Source organism: Geodermatophilus sp. SYSU D00696, from assembly GCF_054050235.1.
The window spans coordinates 47,478-73,130 of sequence record NZ_JBJGYY010000023.1 but is presented as its reverse complement, the minus strand read 5'-3'; the positions used below and the strand labels follow the sequence as shown (position 1 = coordinate 73,130).

The window sequence follows — 25,653 nt, the reverse complement described above, 5'->3', positions numbered from 1 at the left end:
GGCGGCGTGCAGACGGCGGAACTGCGCAGCCGCTTCGCCTCCAGCGCCGTCGCCCGGCTGGCCACCGTGCGGCCCGACGGCGCGCCGCACGTGGTGCCCGTCGTCTTCGCGCTCGTGGACGGGACGGTCTACTCCGCGGTCGACGCCAAGCCGAAGCGGACCCGCCGGCTGCAGCGGCTGGCGAACGTCCGCGCCGACGCCCGCTGCGCGCTGCTCGTCGACCACTACGAGGACGACTGGTCGCGGCTGTGGTGGGTGCGCGCCGACGGGACCGCCGCCGTCGTGGAGGACCCCCCGGCGGCGCACCCGGGGATGGCGGCGCTGGCGGCGCGGCACGCGCAGTACCGGACCGAGCCGCCGGCCGGGCCGCTGCTGGTGGTCACCGTCGAGCGCTGGAGCGGTTGGTCGAGCACGTCCTGACCAGGAGGAGGAACAGGTGGAGATCGGCATCGGCATCCCGAACAGCGTCCGGGGCACCACGGGCCCCCAGCTGCTCGAGTGGGCGAGACGGGCGGAGGGCGCGGGCTTCTCCAGCCTGGCCTCGATCGGCGCGGTCTCCTATCCCAGCTACGAGGAGCTGACCGTCTTCGCCGCCGCCGGTGCGGTGACCGAGCGCATCCGGTTCCTCACCAACGTCCTCATCTCCCCGGCCCGCAGCACGGCGGAGCTGGCCAAGCAGGCGGTCACCGTGCAGGAGCTCACCGGCGGGCGGCTGACCCTGGGCCTGGGCGCCGGCTGGCGCGACATCGACTACCGGCTCACCGGCCGGGACTTCGCGGCGCGCGGGCGGCTGTTCGACGAGCAGCTGGCCGACCTGCACCGGGCGTGGACCGGCGAGCCGATCGTCGAGGGGACCCGGCCGGCGACGCCGGAGACCTCCCACCCCGGCGTGCCGCTGCTCATCGGCGGCAACACCGAGGCGGCCATCCGCCGCACGGTCGAGTACGGCATCGGCTGGACCGCCGGCGGCCTGCCGCCGGAGATGACCGCGCCGTTCCTCGACCGGGTCCGGACCGCGTGGCGCGAGGCCGGCAAGGAGGGCTCGCCGCGGTTCGCGGCGCTCGTCTACTTCTCGCTGGGGGACACCGAGGAGGCGTCCCGGCGCTACCTCCTCGACTACTACGAGCCGATGGGCCGCGAGACCGCGGAGATGATCGCCGGCAGCGCGCTGCGGTCACCGGAGGCCGTCCGTGAGGCCATCGCCGGGTTCGCCGAGATCGGCGTCGACGAACTGCTCCTCGACCCCACCGTCCCCGACCCCGGGCAGGTGGACCTGCTCGCCGAGGTCGCGCTGTAGGCCGCGTCCCGGTGGGGCGCCGCCCGGGTCACGCCGGCCGCGCCGCGCCCTCGGCCTGCTCGACGCCGATGCCGAGCCGGCCGAGGGCCACCAGCGCGCCCGGGTCGGCCCCGGGCAGCCGGACGGCGCGCAGGCCGAGGACGTGCAGCGCGTCGGCGACCGCGTCCCAGCGCGGTACGGGGTGCCCGGCGCGGTCGCTGCCGGCCCGCTCGGGGCTGGTCCCGGCCGCATCGGCGGCGGCATAGCCCGCGAGCAGGTCGAGGACGCCGGTGCCGTCGGCGCGCTGGTAGAGCAGCAGGCCGCGTCCGGCGGCCACGACGTCGGCCAGCGCCGTCTCCAGCCGCTCGCCGCAGTCGCACCGCCGCGAGCCCAGCGCGTCGCCCAGCAGGCACTCGACGTGCACCCGCACCAGCGGGGGGTCGGCACCGGCGGCCAGGTCGCCCAGCCGCAGCGCGAGCACCTCCACCGTGCCGGCCGCCGACACCAGCAGCTCGGCGGTGAACCCGCCGGCCGGCACCGGCAGCCGGGTGGTCGCGCCGACCCGGACCGCGCCCTGGTGCAGTCGCTGGTGCACCAGCAGGTCGTCCAGCCGCAGCAGCGTGAGCCCGTGCCGGCGGGCCAGCGCGGTCAGCTCGGCGTCCGGGTCGGCGTCCGGCTCGGACCGGCCGCCCACCTCGCAGACCACCGCCGCCGGGGGCAGGCCGGCCAGCTGGACCAACTCGACGGCGGCCTCGGCGGGTCCCCCGCCGTCGAGGAGCCCGCCGGAGCGGGCGATGAGGGGGAAGACGTGTCCCGGCGAGCGCAGGTCGGCCGCGACCGTGCCGGGCGCTGCCAGCACGCCGATGGTGCGCAGCCGGTCGGCCGGGGAGGCGCCGGAGGAGGTGCCCGCGGCGTCGACGCTCACCGCGTACACCGTGGCCTGGGGGCGGCTCTGGTCGGCCACCATCGGGGTCAGGCGCAGCTCGGCGCAGCGGCGCGCCGGGAGCGCGACCCCGACCAGCCCGGTGCCGAGGTCGGTGAGCAGGCCGAGGGCGGCCGGCCCGACCGCGCCCGCCGCCTGCACCAGGTGGCCGGTGACCCCGTGCGGCCGGGTGTCGACGACGAGCACCGGGGCGCCGCGGCGCAGCGCGGCCACCGCCCCGGCCACCAGCTCCACCGACGTCCCGGCCGGCCGGGGCGGGGGAGGGGCGTCGCGGCCGACCCGGGCGAGCAGCACCTCGAGGAACGGCGAGTCCGGGTCCAGGCCGAGCTCGCGTGCGGTCGCGGTGCGCCACGGGTCCCCGGCGGGACGGTCGTCGCCGGTGGCCACCTCAGCCCCGCACGGTGGTGAAGCGCCCGGCGGAGAAGACCAGCGGGTCGCCGTCGGCCGCCCCGCCGTCGACCACCCGGCCGAGGACGAGGTCGTGGTCGCCGGCCGGGTGCACCGCGACCGTCTCGCAGTCCAGCCAGCCCAGCGCGTCGGCCAGCAGCGGGTGCCCGCCGGGGCTGGTGGTCCACGCGTCGCGGTCGCCGTAGCGGTCGGCGCCGCGCCGGGCGAACAGCCGGGCGAGGTCCTCGTGGCCGCTGGCCAGGATGCTGACGGTGAACCCGCCGGCCCGCCGCAGGTCCGGCCAGGTGGTGCTGCTGTGCGCGGCGCAGAAGCACACCAGCGGCGGCTCCAGGCTCACCGACGTGAACGAGTTGACCGCCATGCCGACCGGCCGGCCCCCGACCGAGGCCGAGACCACGACGACGCCGGTGGGGAAGCGGCCCAGGATGCGCCGGAACGCACCGGCGTCGACGCCGGTGCCCTCACTCGTCGCCGTCCGCGGCATCGCGCCTCCCGGAGTGCCGTCCTGTCGCGTCGTCATGACGGTCGTCACACGACCGGCATGACCGAGCGTCCCGCCGGGACGGCCTCCTGTCAACGCGGAGGCGCTTCGTCGAGGACTTGACCAGACCCCCGCGACTGCTACTTTCATGACGGTCGTCACAGAAACGGAGGGTCCGCGTGGAGGTCCTCGACGGCCGGTCCGTGGTGGACGGCCTGGCCACCCACCACCTGGAGGCCGGCCCGCCCGACGGTCCCACCGTGCTGCTGCTGCACGGCGGCGCGTGGGGCGAGTGCGCGCGGACCACCTGGACCCGGACCGCCGCCGACCTGGCCGACCGCGGGCTGCGCGTGCTGGCCCCCGACTGGCTGGGCTTCGGCGAGAGCGCCAAGGTGCGCGACTTCGAGGACCTCGCCGGGCGGATGCTCACCCACCTGGCGGCGTGGCTGCGGTCGGTCGGGGCCGGTGAGGTCGACGCCGTCGGGCTGTCGATGGGCGGGTCGCACCTGCTGCGCGCGCTGACGGCCGGACCGGCGCTGCCGGTGCGGCGGCTGGTCCTCGTCAGCGCCGGCGGGCCGCCGATCGACCGGTCCACCGGCGCCCGCCTCATGTCCTACGACGGCACGCCCGCCTCGATGCGCGAGCAGGTCCGGCTCGCCGTCGCCGACCCCCGCTGGGCCGACGACGAGGCCTACGTGGCGGCGCGGCAGGCGGAGGCCACCCGGCCCGGGGCCTACGAGTGGTTCGCCTCCCTCGCCGTCCGCGCGCCCTGGGCCCCGCCGCCGCCCGGCGACACGGTGCCCTACGAGCGGATCGGCGTCCCGACACTGGTGCTCGCCGGCGCCCGGGACCCGCTCAAGCCCGCGGGCTTCGCCGAGGCCGTGGCCGCGCGCATCCCCGGTGCCCGGCTGCACCTGTTCCCCGAGGCCGGGCACCTGCCCCCGCTCGAGGCCGCCGAGGAGTTCTCGGCCGTCCTCGGCGACTTCCTCGCACCCACCCCCACGAGCACGGTGGGCGCGCCCGCCCTGCAGGACAGGAGCCTCCCGCGATGACCGCAGCGCCGGCGCAGCCCGCCACCCCGACCCGGCACGCCTGGTACACCGCACCGGAGCGGGTGACCGTGCGCGGCACCGAGGTCGCCCACCGCCGCGCGGGCAGCGGCGAGCCGGTGCTGTTCCTGCACGGGCACTGGCTGACCGGCGTGTGGTCGCCGTTCCACCGCGCCCTCGCCGACCGCTGCGACGTGGTCGCGCCCGAGCTGCCCGGTTTCGGCGACTCGCCCGGCGCGCCGCACGTGACCACCCGCCCGGACATGGTGCTGCTGCTGCGCGACCTCCTCGACGCGCTCGGCCTGGACTCGGTGCACGTCGCCGGCTACGGCCTGGGCGCCTGGATCGGCGCGGACCTCGCGATCTGGGCACCGGGCCGGGTCCGCAGCCTCGCCGTCGTCGCCCCGTTCGGCCTGCGGGTGCCCGGGGCGCCGGTCGCCGACGTCTTCGCCATGGACCCCGCCCGCTACACCGACGAGTACTTCAACGGCTCCGACGAGGGCTTCGCCGACCTGGTGCCAGGGGTGGGCACGCCGGCCCAGGGCGGTCCCGAGGGCTACGCGCACCGCTACGGCGAGCTCGGTGCGGCCGCGGCGATGATCTGGACCCGCCGCTACGACCTCAAGCTCGAGGAACGGCTGCCGCTGCTCGGGCTGCCCGCGCTGGTGGTCGGCGGCGGCGCCGACCACGTCGTGCCGCCCCCGCACCTGCGGGCCTGGGCCGGCCTGCTCGACGCCCGCCTGACCGAGCTCGACGGTGCCGGTCACGCCCTGCTGCTCCAGCAGCCCGACGCCGTCGCCACCGCCCTCGCCGACCACGTCACCGGCACCGTCAGCAGCACCGCCACCGCCCGGGAGGACGCACGATGACCGACGCCAGCCCCACCGCCGTCCCGGGCCCGGCCGCGGAGCCGGCCGCGCAGAACCGGCTCGAGTTCTACAACTTCCACCTGATGCCCTACCCCTACATCCCGCCGGGGGAGGACCTCGAGTCGACCTGGGTGACGCTGCCCAACACCTACTTCGACCCGCAGGTGGCCTACAAGCTCTACAACGAGTACCTCGAGCAGCTCGTGCTCTCGGAGAAGCTCGGCTACGACGGGGTCATCGTCAACGAGCACCACCAGAACGCCTTCGGCACCATCTGCGCCCCCGACGTCTGGGCCGGCTGGCTGGCCGCGCGGACCTCCGCCATCCGCATCGGCATCATCGGCAACGCGCTCCCGCTGCACCGCAACCCGCTGCGGGTGGCGGAGGAGATCGCGATGCTCGACATCGTCTCCGGCGGGCGCATCATCTCCGGGCACGTCCGCGGGATGGGCGCCGAGTACCACTCCTCCGGCCAGGACCCGACCACCTCCAAGGGCATGTTCTGGGAGGCGCACGACCTGATCCTCAAGGCCTGGACCGAGCCCGGCCCGTTCACCTGGCAGGGCGTGCACTACGACATCGAGCACGCCAACATCTGGCCCCGGCCGCTGCAGCAGCCGCACCCGCCGGTCTGGATGCCGGGCACCGGGTCGACCGACACCATCGACGAGGTCGCCAAGCGGCGGTTCTCCTACATGCAGACCACGACGTCGAACTGGATCACGAAGAAGTCCTTCGCGACCTTCCGGCAGATCTGCGAGGAGAAGTACGGCTACACGCCCTCGCCCCAGCAGCTGGGCCGGGTCGTGCCCACCTACGTGGCCGAGACCGACGAGCAGGCGCGGCGGGAGTTCATGCCGCACGCCATGTGGTTCTTCCGCACCGGCCTGAAGGTGCCCATGCACCACCTCATGCCCCCGGGCTACAACACGGCCGACTCGGTGCTGCGGACCATCCGCGGCCGCCAGGCTGCCGGCGTGAAGAACTTCTGGGAGCTCAGCTACGACGAGCTCATCGACCAGGGCTACATCATCGTCGGCTCGCCGCAGACGGTCGTGGAGAAGTACGCCCAGCAGGCCGAGGAGTACGGCCTGGGCATGGCGGTCAGCGCCGGCGGCCACCTCGGCTCCATGCCGCACTGGATGGTGCAGAAGAACATGTACCTGATGGCCGAGCAGGTCATGCCGGCCTTCCGCGCCGCCGACGGCAAGCCCACCTACGCCCGCCAGGGCGGTCCCCGCACGCTCAGCGAGATCGCCGCCACCACCGCCGCGCCCAAGACCCAGCCGGTCATCCGCCTGGCCAACGGCACCGACGTGCCCACCGCGCTGGCCCACCTGCCCGAGATCGCCGACACCGCCGACACCCGCCCACCGGGGGCGGGGGCCGGCGGGAACGGGCACGCGCCGACGGCGGCGGGCACCCCGGCGCCCGGCGCGCCGGTGCCCGCGGGGAGCTGAGCGGCCGTGGCCGCCCCGACGGCGCCGGTGGCCGCTGCCGCCGACACCACCTCCGACCCCGACGCCGGACGACGGGTGGACAAGCGGTCGACGCCGGTGCTGGGCAGCCCCTCGCGCCTCAAGCTCGGCGTCTTCTCGGCCAACATGGCCGGCGGGGCCAACCTGACCCGCTCACCGGCGGCGCTGCGGATGACCTGGCCGGAGAGCCGCGAGGTGGCCCGGCTGGCCGACGCCGCCGGTCTCGAGGCGATGATCCCGGTGGCCCGCTGGCGCGGCATGGGCCGGCCGGAGGAGCGGGCCGGACACCGGTCGTTCGACACCTTCACCTGGGCCGCCGCGGTGGCCGCGGTGACCGAGCGGATCCAGGTGTTCGCCACCTTCCACGTGCCGGTGCTGCACCCGGTCGCGGCGGCCAAGCAGATCGCCACCGTCGACCACGTCTCCGGCGGGCGGTTCGCGCTCAACGTCGTGGCCGGGTGGAACGAGGACGAGTTCCGCATGTTCGGCATCGAGCAGCGCCCGCACGACGACCGGTACGCCGTCGCGGGGGAGTGGGTCGAGTTCCTCGAGCGCATCTGGGCCGCCGACGAGGAGTTCGACTTCCACGGCCGCCACCTCTCCGGCACCCACGTGCTCAGCGAGCCCAAGCCGCTGCAGACCCCCGGCCCGGTGGTCATGAACGCCGGGTTCAGCCCGTCCGGGCAGGCCTTCGCCGCCCGCCACGCCGACGTGACCTTCGCCCTGGTGCCCTCGGTGGCCTCCGCCGCCGGCGCGGTGGCGCAGATCAAGCAGCGGGCCGCCGAGCACGGCCGCGACCTGCGGGTGTTCACCGCCGCGCACGTCGTCTGCGCCGACACCGACGCCGAGGCGCGGCGCCGCTTCGACGAGATGGTCGAGGTCCACGGCGACCGGGACGCCGCCCGCAACGCCCTGCGGCTGCTGGCCCCCAACTCCGCCAGCGCCGACTTCGACCAGGGCATGGCCGCCTCCGCCATCGCCGGCTTCTTCGCCCTGCCCCTGGTCGGGTCGCCGGAGACGGTCGCGCAGGGGATGGCCGAGCTCTCCGGCGCCGGGCTCGACGGGCTCGCGCTGTCCTGGCTGGACTACACGGAGGGCCTGCACCAGTACCGCGACCAGCTGCTGCCGCTGCTGGTCCGCGACGGGATCCGGGCGGGCTGAACGGTGCGCGTCCTCGTCCCGGCCGACTGCCCGCCCGAGGCCCTCGGGGAGCTGCCGCCCGGCGTGCGCTGCGACCCGTGGCCGCTGGACGCGGCGCCGGACGTCCCGCCGTCCGAGGTCGGGGCGCTGGTGCTCGACCCCCGGTACCGCGGCGCGCTGGCCGACCTGCTGCCGGGGCTGACCGGGCTGCGGCTGGTGCAGACGATGAACGCCGGCGTCGACTGGGTGCCGCCGCTGCCCGAGGGCGTCGTCCTGTGCCGGGCCGGCGGCGTGCACGAGGGCCCGGTGGCCGAGTGGGTGCTGGCCGTGGTGCTCGCCATGGAGAAGCGGCTGCCGCACTTCCTCGCCGAGCAGCGGGCGGGCCGCTGGGACGCCTCGGCCAACCTCGCCTTCGCCGTCGACGGGCCGGCCGCCGGCGACCTCGCGGCGTCGACCGCGGTGGTGGTCGGCGCCGGCGCGATCGGGACGGCGGTGGCGCAGCGGCTGCGGGCCCTGGGCACGACCGTGCACGGGGTCACCCGGTCCGGCCGCGACGGCACCGCGACCCCCGACCAGTTGCCCGTGCTGCTGCCGGCCGCCGACGTCGTCGTGCTGCTCGCCCCGGCGACCCCCGAGAACGTGGGCATGGTCGACGCCGCCTTCCTCGCGGCCATGCGGCCCGGCGCGCTGCTGGTCAACGCCGCCCGCGGGACGCTGGTCGACACCGGCGCCCTCGTCGACGCGCTGCGGGCCGGGCGGGTGCGCGCCGCCCTCGACGTCACCGACCCCGAGCCGCTGCCCCCGGACCACCCGCTGTGGACCTGCCCCGGCCTGCTGCTCACCCCGCACGTCGCCGGCTCCTCGCCGCACTGGCGGCAGCGCGCGTGGCGGCTGGCGGGCGAGCAGCTGCGCCGGCTCGCCGCGGGCCGGCCGCTCGAGCACGTCGTCGTCCGCCACCCCGTCCCCAGCCCCGCCTGAGCGAGAGGACCCGCCATGACCGCAGCCGACGGCCCGCCGCCCGGTGGCATGCCGGTGATGCCCCCGGTGCCCGACATCCCGGCCGACGGGCCGGTCCGGGTCGGGGTGTTCGTGCCCAGCGGCATCCCCGACGTCGACCCGCGGGTGCTGCGCGACTGGGCGCGGCTGATCGACGCGGGGCCGTGGTCGTCGCTGGCGGTGACCGACCGGGTCGCCTACGCCAACCTCGACCCGCTGATGACCCTGGCCATGCTCGCGCCGCTGACCGAGCGGGTGACGCTGTCGACGTCGATCCTGCTGGCCGGCCTGCGCAACCCGCACACGCTGGCCAAGCAGGTGGCCACCCTGGTGCGCATGGCGCCCGGCCGGGTCTCCCTCGGTGTCGGCGTGGGCGCCCGGCCCTGGGACTACGAGGCCACCGGCCAGGTGTGGGAGGAGCGCGGCCGCATGCTCGACCGCGCGATGGAGGTGCTGCTGTCGCTGCGCGAGACGCCGGGCGAGCAGTACCTCGGTCCCCGGCTCGGGGACGTCGAGGTGCTCGTCGGCGGCGCCAGCGGGCCCGCCCTGCGCCGGATGCTCGCCTACGGCAACGGCTACGTCGCCGGCGGCATCAAGCCCGAGTTCTTCGCCTTCGAGGCGGCCGCCGCGCTGGGCGCCTGGGCCGGCGCCGGCCGGCCCGGACGCCCCCGCATCGTGGCCGGCTCCTGGGTGGCCCGCTCTCTCGACCCCGACGACGGGGCCAGCCGCTGGCTGGCGTCGTTCTTCCGCACCGGCGCGCCGCCGATGATGGTCAACGCGGGCGTGTGGCGCGGCGCCGACGGCGTGCGCGCGCAGATCGAGACCTACGCCGCGCAGGGCGCCGACGAGGTGGTCCTCTTCCCCTGCGTCGCCGACCTCGCCGAACTCGAGTGGCTCACCGAGGTGGTGGCCGGGCTGCCCGAGATCAAGGTGGGCACGCCGACGCCGCGCCCGCCCACCGCCCCGCCGCCCGACGTCGTCCCCGGCACCGCCGACGTGGTCGTCGGCGGCGGCCGCCCGGACTGAGGAGGCCCCGTGCTCCCCGACGGCACGCCGGTGGTCAACGCGGTCGCGCACGCCTACAACCTGTCCCCGGACAACGCCCGCGGGCCGATGGGGGAGGCGGTGCGCCGCGGCTTCTACGGCATCCACGCGCACTTCAACCCACCGGAGTGGGTGGTGCCCGAGGAGACCTTCTGCACCGACCAGAGCGCCGAGCTCCTGGCCGGCACCCACTTCGCCGAGAGCGACGTCGACCTGCTCGTCTACCACGTGCTGCGGCTGGACAGCCTGTTCGCCGACGGGCTGTGCTCGCTGGACAAGGCGGTGGAGCTGCAGCGCCGCTGGCCCGACCGCAGCATCGTCTACCTCGGCCTGGACCCGACGCTGGGCCTGCAGCGCTGCCTCGACGACCTCGACGAGCAGGCCGCGCTGCTGCCCGGGGCGGTGGGCGTGAAGCTCTACCCGGACCAGCTGGCGCCCTACCGGACCTTCCGCATGGACGACCCCGAGCTGGTGTTCCCGCTCTACGAGCGGGTGCTGGCGATGGGCCTGAAGGTGGTCGCGGTGCACAAGGCGCTGCCCAACGGCCCGGTGCCGCTGGGGCCCTACCGCATCGACGACGTCGAGGGCGCGGCCATGCACTTCCCCGCGCTGCAGTTCGAGATCGTGCACGCGGGCATGGCCTTCGTGGCCGAGACCGCGCTGGCGCTGGCCCGCTTCCCCAACGTCCACGCCAACCTCGAGATCACCACGATGCTGCTCAACAAGGCGCCGCGGCTGTTCTCCGAGGCCATGGCCGAGTTCCTGTTCTGGGGTGGCCCGGGAAAGCTGCTCTACTCCGACGGAGCGCTGTTCGCCCACCCGCGGCTGGGCCTGGAGGCCTTCGCCGCCTGGCAGCTGCCCGAGGACCTCCAGGACCGCTACGGCCTGCCCCCGCTGTCGGCCGAGGACCGCGCCGGCATCCTCGGCGGCAACCTGGCGCGGATGCTCGGCATCGACCTGCCCGCACGGCTGGCCGCGGTCGCCGACGACGAGTTCGCCCGCGCCCGCCGGGAGCGCGGCGGCCCGGCCGAGCCGTTCAGCACCTGGTCGCGGCTGGCCGGCACGGCCGTGCCCGCCCCGCTCGCGGAGCGTGCCGCGTGAGCGGGCCGGTGGAGCTGCTCACCGTGCCGGGGGCGGGCCGCCCGGGCCGGGCCGACGACGCCGCGGTGGCCGCCGCCCTCGAGCAGGTCGTCGACCCCTGCTCGGTGGCCCAGGGCACGCCGCTGTCGCTGCCGGCGATGGGGCTGGTGCGCGGCTGGCAGCTCGCCGACGACGGCCGGCTCGTGCTCGACGTGGCGGTGACCGCCCCCGGCTGCGGCTACCTGGGTGTGTTCGCCGACGCCGCCGCCCGCGCGCTGGCGGGCCTGCCCGGCGTCACCTCGGTGACCGTCCGGCTCGACGCCGCGCTGGTGTGGACCGAGGACCTGCTGCGCCCCGACGCCGCCGCCGTGCTGTCCGCCGGGCGCGAGCGGGTGCGCGAGCGGCTGGCCGCCGGGAGAGGGGCGGTGCGCCCGTGATCGGCGACATCGTGGTGCTGGACGCCGCCGTCCACCTGCACGACATGAGCGAGGACAACCTCACCGACGACGCCGTCCGCGCCGCCGGCGGGCACGACCCGCGCCGGCTGCCGCTGGCCATGGGCGAGGCGCTGCGCCCGCTGCACGGCGCCGACGTCGACTTCGCCACCCGCACCGGCGTGGTCGAGCAGGGCCGGATGCTGTTCGAGCAGTCGCCCACCGACCTCGCCGTGGCCCAGGTGGTGCCGATCTTCGACGGCTACAAGGACTGGTGGGCGCCGGTCGAGCTGCAGGCGGAGTTCGTGCGCGCCTTCCCCGACCGGGCGTTCCTGTGCGGCGGGGTAGACCCGCGCTTCGCCGGGCTCGACGCGGCGCTGGAGCACCTGGAGTGGCAGGTGCGCGACCTCGGCGCGGTGTCGCTGAAGTTCTACAACGGACACGTCGAGCGGTCCTGGCGCTGCGACGACCGGGAGCTGGCCTACCCGCTCTACGAGCGCGCCGCCGAGCTGGGCATCCGCGTGCTGCAGTTCCACAAGGGCTTCCCGTTCGGGCTGGAGAACATCGAGGACGTCCGCCCCAACGACCTGCAGCGGCCGGCGCGCGACTTCCCCGAGCTCGACTTCGTGATCCACCACCTCGGCGTCCCGTACTTCGAGGAGACGGTGTCGATCGCCGCGCGCTTCCCCAACGTGCACCTGTGCCTGGGCGCCAACCTGGCCTTCACCCCGATCGCCCCGCGGCAGGTGCAGGAGCAGCTGGGCCGGCTGCTCGCCCAGGTGGGCGCCGACAAGCTCAGCTACGCGTCGGAGGGCTTCCTGGCCGGACCGCCGCGGCCCTACCTCGACGCGGTCATGGCGCTGGAGATCCCCGAGGACCTGCGCACCGGCTACGGCTGGCCGCAGATCACCCACGAGGACAAGCGCGGCCTGCTCGGCGCCAACATGGCCCGGCTGCTGGGCATCGACCTGACCGCCGCCGCGGCCCGCGCGGGCGGTTAGCAGCGGTCGCGCGAGATCGGCGATCTCGTGGCCATCAGCTGCCCATCGCCACGAGACCGTCGATCTCGCGGGGAGTCGATCGGGACGCGCCGGGCGGATCGCCACCGGCGCTCACTACCTCGTTCACGCCCCGGCAGCGGAGTGCCACAGTTGCGGAATGGCTCGAGGAGCCGCCACCTACGCGCGCCCCAAGTGGCGACGCCCGCCCACCCTCGGCTACCCGGCCGCGCTGGACGCGGTCGGGAACGTCGCCGCTCCTCTGCTCGGGGGATTCAGTCTCGCGTCGACGGTGGTCGTGGCCGACGACGCGGCCAATTTCCGGTGGCCGGGCTGGGCGCTGCTGGCTCTGACGACCGCCGCGGTACTGCTGCTCAACGCGGTGCAGTGTGGCTTCCATGCCCGTCGCTACCTGTGGTCAGCCGACGACGCGAACAACTGGATGCCCGACCTGAAGGACCATGCGGGCTGGGAAGAGCACCTGCAGCAGCAGCAGCACGAGGACTACGACTCGTGGCGCCAGTGGGTCAAGTGGACTATTCGTCTGTACAACGCGGGCATCGTGGCGCTCCTGGCCGGCCTCGCCCTTGCACTGCCCCCGCCACACGGAGATGGTCTCCAGCAGACCCTGCGCTGGGTCGCGTTCGCGATAGCCGTCACCGTGGCTCTCGTCGAGTTCGCATGGACCGTCAAGGCCACGTGGAGGGGGCAGCCGTGACAGCACCACCGATGCGGAACCAGTGCCCGTGCTGCGACGAGGGTTCCCTGCCGCACTTGCCAGGCTGCCCGTACAGCGACCTCGGGATCCCAGACGCCTTGCGCACGCACCGCACACTCGGCGAGCCGCGATGCGAAGACGTCGCCGAACGACGACAGGCGCCGCGCGCACCCACCTGACGGAGGCCGGCCGGAGGGTGTGCGCGCACGCCGGGTCCAGGGGGCGGAGACCCGGCGTGCGCGCACACGCTCGGGGGAGCGCTAGCCGACCGGTGCGGCCGAGGAGCGCCAGGTGGGCATGCCCTCGAAGAAGGCGTCCCAGGCCGCCTCGTCGTAGGCCATGTGCTGTGCCTCGACGAGCCGGCCGTCGCGGACCCTGAACACCACGGCCTCGGGGACGTCGAGGGTGCGGCCGTCGGGACGGCGGGCGGTCACGTGCGCCAGCGCCACGACGTGGTCGTCGCTGCCCAGGTAGTCCACCGGCGCGGCGTCGTAGGTGCCCTCAGTGAACGCCATGATGTCGCCGAAGTTCCGCAGCACGCCGTCCATCCCGGTGGTCGTGCCACCGGCCGGGCTCGAGCCGGTCACCGTCCACACCATGCCCTCGTAGTCGAAGAGCTCGTGCACGGTCGCCATGTCCCCGGTCTTGAACGCGCGGTGCGCGCGGCGCACGAGGTCGGCGTTGGGGTGCTCGTTCGGGGTCGGCTCGACCGGCATGGTCGCCTCCGGGTCCGGGCTGGCTCTCGCCAGGTGTGGTGTGTTTGTGTGACGATCGCAACAGAAAGGCCATGAGTCAACCTGGACCGGAGGACCGCATGCCCACCCCGCTGCAGCGCACCCTGTACACCGCCCACGCCGAGGTCAGCGGCGGCCGGGAGGAGGGGAAGGGCCGCACGCACGACGGCGAGCTCGAGGTCGACCTGCGGGTGCCGGAGTCGCTGGGCGGTCCGGGCGGTGGCACCAACCCCGAGCAGCTGTTCGCGGTCGGCTACGCGGCCTGCTTCCAGAGCGCGCTGGGCGTGGCCGCCCGGCGGGAGCGGGTCGACGTCAGCGGCAGCACGGTGCGCTCGCAGGTGCACCTCGGCCCGGTCGAGGGCGGCGCCTTCGGTCTCGCGGTGGTCCTGGAGGTCGAGATCCCGGGAGCCGACCCCGACGCCGCCCGCCGCGTGGTGGAGGCCGCGCACGCGGTCTGCCCGTACAGCAACGCCACCCGCGGCAACGTCGACGTCGACGTGCGGATCGTGGGATGACCGCCACCGCGCCGGCCGACGCCCTGGCCGCGGGCCGGGAGATCATGCGGCGCAACATCCAGGAGCTGTTCGCGCCGGGCGACGCCGCGCTGATCCCCGAGCTGTACGCCGCCGACGTCGTCGACCACAACCCGGTCCCCGGCCAGCGCCCCGGCCACGACGGCCTGCGCGACGTGCTCGAGGTGTTCCACCGCGCCTTCCCCGACCAGGAGATGGAGCTGCTGTTCACCCTGGCCGACGGCGACCTGGCGATGGACCACTGGGTCTTCCGGGGCACGCACACCGGCGACCTCGACGGCGTGCCGGCGACCGGGCGGCGGGTCGAGTTCCGCGGCTTCGACCTCGCCCGCATCCGTGACGGGCGGATCGCCGAGATCTGGCACGTCGAGGACATGGCGGCCATGTGGGCCGACCTCGGCCTGCCCGGGGGGCCGCGCTGACCGCCGGGACCGCCGTGTCCGTCCGGGTCCGGCGGCGCTACGTCGACCTGCCGCACGGCCAGGTCCACCTCGCCGAGGCGGGGCCGGACGGCGGGCGCCCGGTGGTGCTGCTGCACCAGACCCCGCGGTCGGTCGACGAGTACCGCGACGTGCTGCCGCTGCTCGCCGCCGCGGGGCTGCGCGCGGTCGCCGTCGACACCCCCGGCTTCGGGGCCAGCGACCCGCTGCCCGCGCCGTCGGTCGAGACCCTCGCCGCGGCGGTCGGCGACGCGGTCGCGGGCCTCGGCCCGGCGGTGCTCGCCGGCCACCACACCGGCGGGGTGCTCGCCGTCGAGCTGGCCGCCACCCGGCCGCGGCAGGTGGCCGGCCTGGTGCTGTCGAGCACCCCGCTGGTCGACGCCGCCTTCCGCGGCCGGCCCCCGCACGGCGTCGACGACGTCGAGCCCGCCGACGACGGCACGCACCTGCTGGCGCTGTGGCGGGGCCGGGCGCCGTTCTACCCGCCCGGCCGCCGCGACCTGCTCGAGCGCTTCGTCCGCGACGCGCTGACCGCCGGGGAACTGGCGCACGAGGGGCACGCCCTGGTGCGCCGCTACGCCATGGAGGACCGGCTGCCCACCCTCACCGCGCCGGTGCTCCTGCTGGCCGCGCCCGAGGACCCGTTCGGCGCGCCGAACACCGCCCGGATGGCCGAGGCGCTGCCCGCGGCCGGGCGGCCCCGGCCCGTGGTGGTCGAGGTCCCCGGCGGCACCGTGCCGCTGCCCGACCAGTGCCCGGAGGAGTACGCGGCCGCCGTCGTGCGGTTCACGGCGGGGCTGCCGTGAGGGCGCTGCGGGTCTCCGCGGTGGGCGGGACGCCGCAGCTCGAGGAGGTGCCCGAGCCCGTCCCCGGCCCGGGGGAGACCCTGCTGCGGATCGCCGGCGCGTGCCTGGCGCACGTCGACCGCAGCATCGCCGCCGGCAGCCTGGGCGGCACCCCGCCGCTGCCCTACGTGCCCTGCACCGACGGGGCCGGCTGGGTGGTGAGCTCCGGCGCCCACCCGCCCGGCGCGCTGGTCTGGGTGCGCGGTGCGGGGGTGGGGGTGACCCGCGACGGTGTGGCCGCCGAGCTCGCCGTCGTCCCGGACGCCGCCGTGCACGCCATGCCCGACGGCGCCGACCCGCTGCTGGCCGCCTGCTTCTTCTCGCCGGCCACCTCGGCCGCGACCGCGCTGGCCGACCTCGGCCGGCTGCAGGCCGGCGAGCGGGTGCTGGTCACCGGCGCCGCGGGCGCGGTCGGCTCGCTCACCGTGCAGCTCGCGCTGGCCGCCGGTGCCGAGGTGGTCGCCTGCGTGCGCACGCGGGCCCGGGCGGCCGGGGTGCCGGACGGCGCGGAGGTGGTCGTCGGGGAGCCCGGCCCGGTCGGCGCCGACCTGCTCGTCGACACCGTCGGCGGCCCCGGCCTGGCCGGCCGGCTGTCCGCGGTGCGGCCCGGCGGGCGGGCGGTGCTGGTGGGCTACACCGCCGGCACCACCGTGCAGCTGGATCTGCCGGCGCTGCTGCGCGCCGACGTGGCGCTGCTGCCACTGAACATGATCCGGCGCGCGCCCGAGGCGTTCGCCCGCGCCGGCGACCTGCTCGCCCGGCTGGCCGCCGGCGAGCTGCACCTGGCCGTCACCCGCTACGACCTCGCCGACGCCGCGGCCGCCTGGGCCGACCTGGGCGCCGGGCGGGTCGACGGCCGCGCCGTCCTGGTGCCGGCCGGCCGATCCGGATCGGCCCTGTCGCCCGCGCTCCTGTAGCGCTATCGTGACGACCGTCTCACATCCGCGATGCGGGGAAGGGGGTCCGGTGGACGACCAGGAACGGGTGCACGCCGCGGCGCGGCGGGTCACCGCGCTCTTCCGCAGCCACGGCGGGTCGGTCGCGGTGGCCGGCACCGACACCGCCGGCGCGGTCGAGGTCCGGTTCGGCGGCACGTGCAGCGGCTGCCCCTCGCAGGCGCTGTGCCTGGAGCACACCGTGCGCCCCCGGCTGCTGGCCGTCCCCGGCGTCACCTCGGTGACCGCGACCGGGGCGCGGGTCAGCGACGAGGCCGACGCCCGGCTGCGCACCTTCCTCCGCGGGGGAGCGGCGTGACCGCCGTCCCGGCCGGCGCGCGCGCCGACCGGGCCCTGCTGGAGCGGATCGCCGACGAGCTCGCCACCGCCGCGGCCACCCGCACCCCGGTGCCGCCGCCGTCCACCGTGCACCCGGGCCTGGCCCCGGAGGACGCCTACGCCGTCGCCGCGGTCGGCATCGGCCGTCGCCGCGCGGCCGGGGCGCGGCTGCTCGGCCACAAGATCGGCCTCACCTCGGCGGCGATGCAGCAGATGCTCGGCGTCGACGAGCCCGACTACGGCGCGCTGCTCGACGACATGCTCGTCCCCGACGGCGGCAGCGCCGCACCGGCCCGGTGGTGCCAGCCGCGGATCGAGCCCGAGGTGGCGTTCCGGCTCGGCGCCCGGCTGGCCGGACCCGGGCTCGGCGTCGACGACGTGCTCGCCGCCACCGAGGCCGTCGCCCCGGCGCTGGAGATCATCGACAGCCGGGTGGCCGACTGGCGGATCACCTGGTGGGACACCGTCGCCGACAACGCCTCCTCGGCCGCCTTCGTCGTCGGCCCGTGGACGCCGACCACCGCGGCCGGGGACCTCGCCGCCCTGGACGTCGCCCTGGCCGTCGACGGCGAGGTCGTCGAGCACGGCAGCAGCGCCGCGGTGCTCGGCCACCCCGCGACCGCGGTCGCCTGGCTCGCCGAGGCGCTCGCCGGGCACGGCGCGGCGCTGGAGGCCGGCGCGGTCGTGCTGTCGGGCTCGTGCACCCGCGCGGTCGACGTCCGGCCCGGCACCCGGGTCACCGCCACCGTGGGCGGCCTCGGCGAGGTCGCGGTCGACTTCTCCCGGGAGGACGCGTGAGCGGGAGGGTCCCGGTGGCCGTCGTCGGCTCCGGCAACATCGGCACCGACCTGCTGGTCAAGCTGCTGCGCAGCGACCGGCTCGAGCCGCGGTGGATGGTCGGCATCGACCCGGCCAGCGAGGGCCTGGCCCGCGCCGCCGCGGCCGGGCTGGAGACCTCCGCCGAGGGGGTCGACTGGCTGCTGGCCCGGCCGGAGCTGCCGGAGATCGTCTTCGAGGCCACCTCGGCGCGGGTGCACGTGCGCAACCACCGCCGCTACGCCGAGGCCGGCATCCGCGCGGTCGACCTCACCCCGGCCGCACGCGGGCCCTACGTGGTGCCGCCGGTCAACCTCGACGAGCACCTCGACGCCCCCAACCTCAACATGGTCACCTGCGGCGGCCAGGCGACCGTGCCCGTCGTCGCCGCGGTCAGCCGCGTGACGCCGGTGGCCTACGCCGAGATCGTCGCCTCCATCGCCTCGCGCTCGGCCGGGCCGGGCACGCGGGCCAACATCGACGAGTTCACCCGGGTCACCGCCCGCGCCCTCGAGGTGGTCGGTGGCGCCGAGCGCGGCAAGGCGATCATCGTGCTCAACCCGGCCGAGCCGCCGATGCTCATGCGCGACACCGTCACCTGCCGCATCGACCCCGGCGCCGACCGCGCCGCCGTCACCGCGTCGGTCACCGGCATGGTCGCCGATGTCGCCCGGTACGTGCCCGGCTACCGGATGACCAGCCCGCCGCAGTTCGTCGAGGACGGGCACGGGGCCCGGGTCAGCGTCTACCTGGAGGTCGAGGGCGCCGGTGACCACCTGCCGTCCTTCGCGGGCAACCTGGACATCATGACCGCGGCAGCGGCGCGGGTCGGCGACGTGCTGGCGCAGCGGCCGGCCGTCCCCGCGGGAGCGGCGCGGTGACCGGGGGCCTCCCGCGGATCGGGATCCGCGAGCCGCTGCCCCGTCCGCACGGGGACGGCCTCGACGTCCGGATCACCGACTCCACGCTGCGCGACGGCAGCCACGCCAAGGCCCACCGGTTCACCCGCGAGGAGGTCCGCGACATCGTCGCCGGCCTCGACGCCTCCGGTGTGCCGGTGATCGAGGTCAGCCACGGCGACGGGCTGGGCGGCTCGTCGTACGCCTACGGGCCGAGCCTGGTCGACGAGCGGGAGCTCATCGACGTCGCCGTCGAGACGGTGACCCGCGCCAAGGTGGCCGCGCTGCTGCTGCCGGGCATCGGCACCGTCGACGACATCCGGTGGTTCGCCGACGCCGGCGGCTCGGTGATGCGGGTGGCCACCCACTGCACCGAGGCCGACGTCGCCGCCCAGCACTTCCAGGTGGCCCGAGACGCGGGGCTGGAGACCGTCGGCTTCCTCATGCTGGCCCACCGGATCGGCCCCGAGGAGCTGGCGGAGCAGGGGCGGGTCATGGTCGACGCCGGCTGCCAGTGCGTCTACGTGACCGACTCGGCCGGCGCGCTCGTCCTGGACGACGTCACCGACCGGGTGGCGGCGCTCGTCGCCGAGGTCGGCGACGAGGCGCAGGTCGGCTTCCACGGCCACCAGAACCTCTCGCTCGCCGTGGCCAACACCGTCTTCGCGTTCCGGGCCGGCGCCGGCCAGGTCGACGGGTGCACGCGCGGCATGGGCGCCGGGGCGGGCAACACCCCGACCGAGGCGCTGGTCGCCGTCTGCGACCGCATCGGGCTGACCACCGGCATCGACGCCTTCTCGATGATGAGCGTCGCCGAGGACGTCGTCCGCCCGGCCATGGAGACCGAGTCGGTGGTCGACCGGCTGTCCCTGGCCATGGGCTACGCCGGCGTCTACTCCTCCTTCATGAAGCACGCCGCCGCCGCGGCCGCGCGCTACGGCGTCGACCCGGCCGAGGTGCTGCTGCGCTGCGGCGAGCGGCAGCTCGTGGGCGGCCAGGAGGACCAGATCGTCGGCATCGCGCTCGAGCTCGCCGCGGCGCGCGAGGACCGCGCCCGGCAGCTGGCGTGAGCACACCCACCGAGGAGGCAGCCATGGCCGCAGGGACCGACACCGGAAGGGGAGACGCACGGGCGACGGCGTCCCCGCGACCCGACCGCCGGTACTCGACCGGCCGGCAGGACTGGTCGACCTGGCCGAAGTACGACGCGGCCGCGACCGGCTTCCGCGGCTACTGGTACCCGGTCGTCTTCGCCGACCAGGTCGGCCCCGACCCCGTCGCGGTCACCGTGTGCGGCGAGAAGGTGGCCCTGGTCCGCGAGGGCGACGAGGTCCGCGCGCTGCACGACCGCTGCCCGCACCGCGGCATCCCGCTGTCGATGGGCAGGCGGGAGTTCCCGAACACGCTGTCCTGCGCCTACCACGGCTGGACCTTCGACACCCGCGACGGCCGGCTGGCCGCCGTCATCACCGACGGCCCGGACTCGCCGCTGTGCGGCAAGGTGTTCGTCCGCACCTATCCGGTCGAGGTCCGCCTGGGCCTGGTGTGGGTCTACGTCGGCGACGGCGAGGAGCCCCCGCCGATCGACGACCAGCTGCCCGAGGAGTGGCGGGGCAACGAGCTCACCGCCGGCATCCGCATCGACGAGCGGGCCGGCAACTGGCGCTTCGCCTGCGAGAACGGCTTCGACGAGGGGCACGCCAAGTACCTGCACCGCACCTCGGTGTGGCGCACGTTCAAGACCATGCCCACCTGGAACGTCACCCGCATCGTCCCCCGGGGGCGCTGGCTGTACCGGGTGCAGGACGAGGTGCACTGGGAGGCCGAGTTCCCCGGCTACGGCACCTGGACCAACTACCGCTGGTGGAAGAAGAAGCCGCCGCGGCCGGACTTCAAGGACTTCCGGCTGGGCAACACCGGCGGGTCGAAGAAGGCCGACCCGGTCATCGAGGAGCAGGACTTCCCGGGCTTCGCCTCGGTCGGCATGCCCGGCGTGCTGCGCATCGCCTACCCCAAGTTCATCCACTACGAGTTCTACGTCCCGGTCGACGCCGACTCCCACCGCTACGTCGGGGTGATGGTCGACTTCGGCACCCGCGCGGACGGGCTGCGGTTCGCCGTCAAGTACCTCGGCGCGGTCCGCTGGCTCTTCCACGGCCAGTTCTCCGGCCAGGACGCGCGGATGGTGGAGGCCACCGATGCCCCGCCGGAGCGGCTCTACCGGCCCGACGTGTCGCTCACCGAGTGGCGCAAGCTGGTCGAGCAGTCGACCGTCGTCGGCCCGAACGGCACCGCCCGCGCCCCGGCGGAGGGCTCCCCGGACGCGCCGGTGGCCGCGGGCAGCGGCCGGCCCTCGCACGTGCAGGGGACCTCGTGAGCCCGTACCTCGCCGAGCGCGACCTGGCCGCCGTCGACACCGGCGAGGTGCTCACCCGGCCGGCGCGGCCGCCCGCCCGGCTGGTGCACAACGGCGAGCACGCCTACTCCGTGTGGGAGGCCGGCTCCGGACCGGACACCGTGCTGCTGCACGGCGGCGGGCCGGGCTGCACCGGCTGGAGCGACTTCGGCCCGACCGTGCCGCACCTGGCCCCGCACCGCCGCTGCGTGGTGCCCGACCTCCTGCAGTACGGCGCCAGCGACAAGCCCGACATCGCCGAGGGGGTGTGGGACTTCCACGCGCGCAACCTGCTCGCCCTCTTCGACGCCCTCGACCTCGGGGCCCCCGACGTCGTCTGCAACTCCTGGGGCGGGACGGCGGCGCTGCGGCTGGCCGCGCTGCACCCCGAGCGGGTGGGCTCGCTGGTCATCACCGGGTCGATGCCGGTGCTCTACGGGCCGCTGGCGCCGCTGCCCGAGCGCTCGCGGCGCGGCCGCAACGCCCGCGACGCGTACTACGGCGGCGAGGGCCCGACCCCGCAGAAGATGCGCGACCTCATCGCCCGGCTGGAGTGGTACGACCCCGACGCCGTCCCCGAGGAGACGGTCACCCTGCGGTACGAGCAGAGCCTCGACGCCGGGGAGCGCCGGCTCGGCGAGTCCGACGAGCACCGCGGCACGTTCCAGGACCTCACCGCCGACCTGCAGGGCCTGCGGGTGCCGGTGCTCTACCTGTGGGGGATGCACGACGCGTTCCTCACCCCCGACTACCCGCTGATGCTGGCGCGGATGACGCCGCGGGGCTCGCTGTTCGTCATGGACCACGCCTCGCACCACCTGCAGGAGGAGCGGCCGCGGGAGTACGCCGCGGTCGTCAACGGCTGGCTCGACCGCACCCGCGGGCGGGCCGGGGAGGAGCGGGGATGAGGACGGCGCTGCTCGGGGTGGCCGGCGCGGCCGGTCTGGTCGCGCTCGCGGCGCGCAACCGGTACGCGCTGCGGCGGCGGGTCGACACCCGCGTGGTCCGGGTCGGCCGTTGACCGCTGGCGTGCACCCGGCCGGCCCGGCCGACCTCGGACGGGACGGGCTGGCCGGCCTGCCCGCGCGCCAGCGGGACCTGGTGGCCCGCGCGTGGGCGCACGTCGACCAGCGGCGGCTGCGCGAGCTCGCCGTCCTGGTCACCTCGGTGCCCAGCCCGACGGGGGAGGAGCGGCCGCTGGCCGAGGAGCTGGCCGCCCGGCTGCGCGGGGCCGGGCTCGACGGCCGGCTGCAGCCGCTCGACGACCGGCAGGCCAACGCCTGGGGGCGGCTGGCCGGGACCGGCAGCGGGCCGAGCCTGATGCTCTACGCGCCGGTCGACACCTTCACCGCCGGGACCGAGGACGAGGACCTGCCCTGGATCGGGCCGCAGCTGCGCACCGACATGCGCCCCGGGGCCACCGTCGACGGGCCCTACGTCACCGGCCTGGGCGCGTCCAACCCCAAGGGCCACGCCGCCTGCGTGCTGGCCGCGGCCGAGGCGGTCGCCGTCGCCGGCGTGCCCCTGCGTGGCGACCTGGTCGCGGCCTTCGGCGCCGGGGGCATGCCGACCAACGCCCGCCCGCTGCCCGGCCGCGACCGCGCCAACACCGGCCAGGGCGTCGGGGCGTCCTTCCTGCTCGAGCAGGGCGTGTGGACCGACGCCGCGGTCATCGCCAAGCCGGGCTGGGGCGCCTCGGCCGCCGAGGTCGGCCTGGTGTGGTTCGACGTCTGGGTCGGCGGCACGCACACCTACGTCGGCAGCCGGCACCGGCTGCCCTACGTCAACGCCGTCGCGCAGGCGGCCACCGTCGTGCACGGGCTGGAGGCGTGGTTCGAGCGCTACGCCGCCGCGCACACCGACGCGGTGGTCAGCCCGCAGGGGGTGGTCTCCTCCATCGAGGGCGGCTGGCCGCGGCTGGCCGCGGCCACGCCGGGCCGGGTGCGCATCCGCTGCGACGTCCGCCTCGCCCCCGGCCGCAGCCCCGCGTCCCTGGCCCGGGAGTTCCGCGCCGCGGTGGCCGCGATCGCCGACCGCCACCCCGGCCTGGACGCCGCCGTCGAGACCGTGCTCGCCATCCCCGGCAGCGCCACCCCGGAGGACGCCTGGGTGGTGCGCAGCACGGTGGCCGCCTGGGAGGCCGCGGAGGGGCGGCCGCACGAGGTACCGGCCGGGCTGAGCGGCGCCACCGACGCCAACATCCTGCGCAACCGCGGCATCCCGACCGTGCGCATCGGCATGCCCAAGGTCGGCGCCGTCGAGCCCGCGCCGTTCGAGGTCGACTTCGCCCGCGGGATGAACACCATCGACGTCCGGGACATGGAGCGGCTCACCCGGCTGCTGGTCCGGGTCGCCGTCGACACCTGCACGCGCACCTTCGAGGAGACGGGAGAACGGCCGTGAGCCGCATCGTGCTGGGCGTCGGGGCGTCGCACTCGACCCTGATGAACACCCACTGGGACGCCGTGGAGCACGTCGACCGCGCCGAGCGGTTCCGCGACGCGCTGCGCGAGGCGCGCGACGCGGTCGCCGCCGCCCGGCCCGACGTCGTCGTGATCGCCGGCAGCAACCACTTCCGCGGCTTCTGGCTCGACCTCGTCCCGCCGTTCACCCTGGGCGTCGGCGAGGTGGTGGCCAGCGGGGAGTCCGGGACGCCGTCGGGGCCCCAGCGGGTCGACCCCGACTGGGCCCGGGGACTGCTCGGCGCGGTCACCGACCAGGGCTTCGACGTGGCGCTCTCGGCGCGGCTGCAGATCGACCACGGCCAGAGCCACGCGATCCAGTACCTGCTCGACGGCGTCGACGTGCCGGTGGTGCCGCTGGTGGTCAACGTCTTCGCCCCGCCGCTGCCGCTGATGCGGCGCTGCCTGGACCTCGGCGCCGCCGTCCGCCGCGGCGTCGAGACCGACGGTCAGGACCGCCGTGTGGTGGTGGTCGCCTCCGGCGGGCTCTCGCACCGGCTGCCCTTCCCGAAGTGGTACGCCCCGGAGGGCGCCGACGAGGAGTTCCTCGTCGAGGCCTGGCTCGAGGGCCGCGGCCACTGGCAGGAGTACGACCCGCGCCGGCGCGAGATCACCCGCGCGGCGCAGCCGTCGATCGAGCCGGGGTTCGACCGGGAGTTCCTCGACGCGTTCGTGCGCGGCGACCTGGCCTCCTACGCGGCGATGACCGCCGAGGAGGTCGAGAAGGCCGCCGGCAACGGCGCGCAGGAGCTGCGGACCTGGCTGGTCGCCGCGGGCGCGGCCGGCGGCGGCCGCGGGCGGGTGCTGGCCTACGAGCCGATGCCGGAGTGGCTGACCGGCATGGGCGTCGCCCTGCTCGAGCCGGAGGTGGCGGCGTGACGTTCTGGACCGACCTCGCCGGCACCGACTTCTGCCTGGCCACCGTCGACGCCGGCGGGGTGCCCACCCGCGCGCTGCTGGCCGGGCCGGCCGACGGCGAGCCGGTGGTCATGCTGCACGGCACCAGCGGCCACCTCGAGGCGTTCGTGCGCAACGTGCCCGCGCACGCGCTCGCCGGCTACCGGGTGCACGCGATCGACATGCTGGGGCACGGGTACACCGGCAACCGCGGGGTGCCGCAGGAGATCCCGCGCTACGTCGAGCACCTCGTCGCCTACCTCGACGCCCAGGGCATCGGCCGGGCCCACCTGGTCGGCGAGTCCCTCGGCGGCTGGGTGGCGGCCTGGCTGGCGAGCGAGCAGCCCGACCGGGTGGCCACTCTGCAGCTGCTCGCCGCCGGCGGCACCAAGGCCGACCCGGCGGTGATGGAGCGCATCCGCACCTCCACCCGGCAGGCGGTGCTCTCCGACGACGTCGAGCTGACCCGCCGTCGGCTGCTGCTGCTGATGCACGACCCGGCCGACGTCTCCGACGAGCTCGTGCAGGTGCGGCACGCGGTCTACCACCGGCCGGAGTTCGTGGCCAACATCGACCACCTGCTCGCGCTGCAGGAGATGGCGGTGCGCCGGCGCAACCTGCTGACCCCCGACCGGCTGGCCCGCATCCAGGCGCCGACCGTGGTGGTGTGGGGCCACGAGAACCCCTTCGGCGACGTGCCCGAGGCCCGGGCGCTGGCCGCCGCGATCGACGGCGCCGAGCTCGTGCTCTACCCGGAGTGCGGGCACTGGCCGCAGCACGAGCACGCGGCCGAGTACAACGCGCTCAGCCTGCGCTTCCTGGCCGGGAGAGGTGCCGTCAGCGCTGCGACGGCACTCAGGCGCTGAGCCGCTCGCGGCGCTCCAGGCGCACCCGGCGCCGCTCGCGCTCGGACAGGCCGCCCCAGATGCCGAAGCGCTCGTCGTTGGCGAGGGCGAACTCCAGGCACTCGGTGCGCACCGAGCAGCCCATGCAGACCCGCTTGGCCTCGCGGGTCGAGCCGCCCTTCTCCGGGAAGAAGGCCTCCGGGTCGGTCTCGGCGCACAGCGCGTCCAGGCGCCAGGCGGCCTCCCCGCCCTCGGTGAGGTCGCTCCAGAACGTGGTGGGCGCCTGCTCCGCGGCGGCGTCGTAGGCCGGCTCGTACGCGGCGACGGCGTCGTACTCCGCGACGGCGTCGTAGCGGGAGACGAGGCTCAGGTGGGCGCTCGGGGCGGGGCGCGAGAAGGAGTGCACGGGAAGCTCCTCGGATCGGGGTGGGGCGTGGCGCCCTGTGACGGACGGGTACGCCTTGACTGCTGTCCGTGACGTTACGCAGCGGGCGACAGCAGGCGCACTGGCAGGAACTGAGCGAAACCGGCCCGTCCGCTTGGCGCATCGTGCCCTCGACCCGGGGTAGCGGCGTGTCGCTGGCGTCCCCGCGCCCCGT

The 25,653-nt window shown here is 75.8% G+C and carries 29 protein-coding genes; 25 read left to right on the top strand and 4 right to left on the bottom strand.

Translation table 11 applies throughout. The features are described 5' to 3' along the window. Positions 1–6: 6 nt before the first annotated feature. Positions 7–420, top strand: a complete 414-nt coding sequence (locus ACI79O_RS15640; RefSeq protein WP_456874787.1) for a TIGR03668 family PPOX class F420-dependent oxidoreductase — start codon at positions 7–9, stop codon at positions 418–420. Between the two features lie 16 nt (positions 421–436). Next, a complete protein-coding gene (locus tag ACI79O_RS15635) occupies positions 437–1,297 on the top strand; it encodes an LLM class flavin-dependent oxidoreductase (protein WP_456890295.1) in 861 nt (286 codons plus the stop codon). 28 nt (positions 1,298–1,325) lie between these two features. Here the strand turns inward: ACI79O_RS15635 and ACI79O_RS15630 are convergent, their stop codons facing one another. Beyond that, complete coding sequence (locus ACI79O_RS15630; protein WP_456890297.1) at positions 1,326–2,606, bottom strand: 3,4-dihydroxy-2-butanone-4-phosphate synthase; 1,281 nt, start codon at positions 2,604–2,606, stop codon at positions 1,326–1,328. A gap of 1 nt (position 2,607) precedes the next feature. Beyond that, entirely contained in the window at positions 2,608–3,111 is a 504-nt protein-coding gene (locus ACI79O_RS15625) for a flavin reductase family protein (RefSeq protein ID WP_456890299.1), read from the bottom strand. 176 nt (positions 3,112–3,287) lie between these two features. Between ACI79O_RS15625 and ACI79O_RS15620 the strand changes: the two genes are divergently transcribed. From ACI79O_RS15620 to ACI79O_RS15575, 10 genes are all read left to right on the top strand, one after another. Beyond that, entirely contained in the window at positions 3,288–4,160 is an 873-nt protein-coding gene (locus ACI79O_RS15620; RefSeq protein WP_456914605.1) for an alpha/beta fold hydrolase, read from the top strand. Then, positions 4,157–5,026, top strand: coding sequence for an alpha/beta fold hydrolase (locus tag ACI79O_RS15615; protein WP_456914604.1), 870 nt, complete (start codon positions 4,157–4,159; stop codon positions 5,024–5,026). The genes ACI79O_RS15620 and ACI79O_RS15615 overlap by 4 nt, the downstream gene beginning before the upstream one ends. Beyond that, entirely contained in the window at positions 5,023–6,486 is a 1,464-nt protein-coding gene (locus tag ACI79O_RS15610) for an LLM class flavin-dependent oxidoreductase (RefSeq protein WP_456890306.1), read from the top strand. Before ACI79O_RS15615 ends, ACI79O_RS15610 begins: the two co-directional genes overlap by 4 nt. Positions 6,487–6,492: 6 nt before the next feature. Continuing rightward, positions 6,493–7,665, top strand: coding sequence for an LLM class flavin-dependent oxidoreductase (locus tag ACI79O_RS15605; protein WP_456890308.1), 1,173 nt, complete (start codon positions 6,493–6,495; stop codon positions 7,663–7,665). 3 nt (positions 7,666–7,668) lie between these two features. Further along, positions 7,669–8,622, top strand: a complete 954-nt coding sequence (locus ACI79O_RS15600) for an NAD(P)-dependent oxidoreductase (protein WP_456890311.1) — start codon at positions 7,669–7,671, stop codon at positions 8,620–8,622. Between the two features lie 15 nt (positions 8,623–8,637). After that, entirely contained in the window at positions 8,638–9,666 is a 1,029-nt protein-coding gene (locus ACI79O_RS15595; protein ID WP_456914603.1) for an LLM class flavin-dependent oxidoreductase, read from the top strand. Between the two features lie 9 nt (positions 9,667–9,675). After that, positions 9,676–10,785, top strand: a complete 1,110-nt coding sequence (locus tag ACI79O_RS15590; RefSeq protein WP_456890314.1) for an amidohydrolase family protein — start codon at positions 9,676–9,678, stop codon at positions 10,783–10,785. Continuing rightward, positions 10,782–11,201 carry an iron-sulfur cluster assembly protein gene (locus tag ACI79O_RS15585; protein WP_456890316.1) on the top strand — a complete coding sequence of 140 codons (420 nt, stop codon included), beginning with the start codon at positions 10,782–10,784 and terminating at the stop codon, positions 11,199–11,201. Before ACI79O_RS15590 ends, ACI79O_RS15585 begins: the two co-directional genes overlap by 4 nt. Beyond that, the gene (locus tag ACI79O_RS15580) at positions 11,198–12,199 is read left to right on the top strand and encodes an amidohydrolase family protein (RefSeq protein WP_456890318.1); all 1,002 of its coding nucleotides are present in this window, start codon (positions 11,198–11,200) and stop codon (positions 12,197–12,199) included. The genes ACI79O_RS15585 and ACI79O_RS15580 overlap by 4 nt, the downstream gene beginning before the upstream one ends. Before the next feature lie 157 nt (positions 12,200–12,356). Then, complete coding sequence (locus ACI79O_RS15575) at positions 12,357–12,914, top strand: hypothetical protein (RefSeq protein ID WP_456890320.1); 558 nt, start codon at positions 12,357–12,359, stop codon at positions 12,912–12,914. 260 nt (positions 12,915–13,174) lie between these two features. On the opposite strand, the gene ACI79O_RS15570 is transcribed toward ACI79O_RS15575, so the two are convergent. After that, positions 13,175–13,630, bottom strand: coding sequence for a nuclear transport factor 2 family protein (locus ACI79O_RS15570; protein ID WP_456914602.1), 456 nt, complete (start codon positions 13,628–13,630; stop codon positions 13,175–13,177). Between the two features lie 98 nt (positions 13,631–13,728). Between ACI79O_RS15570 and ACI79O_RS15565 the strand changes: the two genes are divergently transcribed. The 13 genes from ACI79O_RS15565 to ACI79O_RS15505 all read left to right on the top strand — a co-directional run bounded on the left by ACI79O_RS15565 (position 13,729) and on the right by ACI79O_RS15505 (position 25,075). Then, a complete protein-coding gene (locus tag ACI79O_RS15565; protein ID WP_456890323.1) occupies positions 13,729–14,163 on the top strand; it encodes an organic hydroperoxide resistance protein in 435 nt (144 codons plus the stop codon). Beyond that, positions 14,160–14,603 (top strand): ester cyclase, encoded by a 444-nt coding sequence (locus tag ACI79O_RS15560; RefSeq protein WP_456890325.1) that lies wholly within the window; start codon positions 14,160–14,162, stop codon positions 14,601–14,603. Before ACI79O_RS15565 ends, ACI79O_RS15560 begins: the two co-directional genes overlap by 4 nt. A 14-nt stretch (positions 14,604–14,617) precedes the next feature. Next, positions 14,618–15,427 (top strand): alpha/beta fold hydrolase, encoded by an 810-nt coding sequence (locus ACI79O_RS15555; protein ID WP_456890326.1) that lies wholly within the window; start codon positions 14,618–14,620, stop codon positions 15,425–15,427. Continuing rightward, complete coding sequence (locus tag ACI79O_RS15550) at positions 15,424–16,383, top strand: quinone oxidoreductase family protein (RefSeq protein ID WP_456914601.1); 960 nt, start codon at positions 15,424–15,426, stop codon at positions 16,381–16,383. Before ACI79O_RS15555 ends, ACI79O_RS15550 begins: the two co-directional genes overlap by 4 nt. A 49-nt stretch (positions 16,384–16,432) precedes the next feature. Continuing rightward, positions 16,433–16,720 carry a NifU family protein gene (locus ACI79O_RS15545; protein ID WP_456890330.1) on the top strand — a complete coding sequence of 96 codons (288 nt, stop codon included), beginning with the start codon at positions 16,433–16,435 and terminating at the stop codon, positions 16,718–16,720. Next, the gene (locus ACI79O_RS15540) at positions 16,717–17,538 is read left to right on the top strand and encodes a 2-keto-4-pentenoate hydratase (protein ID WP_456914600.1); all 822 of its coding nucleotides are present in this window, start codon (positions 16,717–16,719) and stop codon (positions 17,536–17,538) included. The genes ACI79O_RS15545 and ACI79O_RS15540 overlap by 4 nt, the downstream gene beginning before the upstream one ends. Next, positions 17,535–18,437: an acetaldehyde dehydrogenase (acetylating) gene (locus ACI79O_RS15535; RefSeq protein WP_456890335.1), complete on the top strand. Its 903-nt coding sequence runs from the start codon at positions 17,535–17,537 to the stop codon at positions 18,435–18,437. The genes ACI79O_RS15540 and ACI79O_RS15535 overlap by 4 nt, the downstream gene beginning before the upstream one ends. Then, entirely contained in the window at positions 18,434–19,525 is a 1,092-nt protein-coding gene (gene dmpG, locus ACI79O_RS15530; RefSeq protein ID WP_456914599.1) for a 4-hydroxy-2-oxovalerate aldolase, read from the top strand. The genes ACI79O_RS15535 and dmpG overlap by 4 nt, the downstream gene beginning before the upstream one ends. Before the next feature lie 23 nt (positions 19,526–19,548). Further along, positions 19,549–20,832, top strand: a complete 1,284-nt coding sequence (locus ACI79O_RS15525) for a Rieske 2Fe-2S domain-containing protein (RefSeq protein ID WP_456914598.1) — start codon at positions 19,549–19,551, stop codon at positions 20,830–20,832. Further along, positions 20,829–21,758 (top strand): alpha/beta fold hydrolase, encoded by a 930-nt coding sequence (locus ACI79O_RS15520; protein ID WP_456890341.1) that lies wholly within the window; start codon positions 20,829–20,831, stop codon positions 21,756–21,758. Before ACI79O_RS15525 ends, ACI79O_RS15520 begins: the two co-directional genes overlap by 4 nt. A 109-nt stretch (positions 21,759–21,867) precedes the next feature. Continuing rightward, positions 21,868–23,253, top strand: coding sequence for a hypothetical protein (locus tag ACI79O_RS15515; protein ID WP_456914597.1), 1,386 nt, complete (start codon positions 21,868–21,870; stop codon positions 23,251–23,253). Beyond that, entirely contained in the window at positions 23,250–24,191 is a 942-nt protein-coding gene (locus ACI79O_RS15510; RefSeq protein ID WP_456914596.1) for a DODA-type extradiol aromatic ring-opening family dioxygenase, read from the top strand. The genes ACI79O_RS15515 and ACI79O_RS15510 overlap by 4 nt, the downstream gene beginning before the upstream one ends. Next, positions 24,188–25,075, top strand: a complete 888-nt coding sequence (locus ACI79O_RS15505; protein WP_456914595.1) for an alpha/beta fold hydrolase — start codon at positions 24,188–24,190, stop codon at positions 25,073–25,075. Before ACI79O_RS15510 ends, ACI79O_RS15505 begins: the two co-directional genes overlap by 4 nt. Here the strand turns inward: ACI79O_RS15505 and ACI79O_RS15500 are convergent. Further along, entirely contained in the window at positions 25,065–25,460 is a 396-nt protein-coding gene (locus ACI79O_RS15500) for a WhiB family transcriptional regulator (protein ID WP_456874760.1), read from the bottom strand. The genes ACI79O_RS15505 and ACI79O_RS15500 overlap by 11 nt on opposite strands. Positions 25,461–25,653 lie beyond the last annotated feature (193 nt).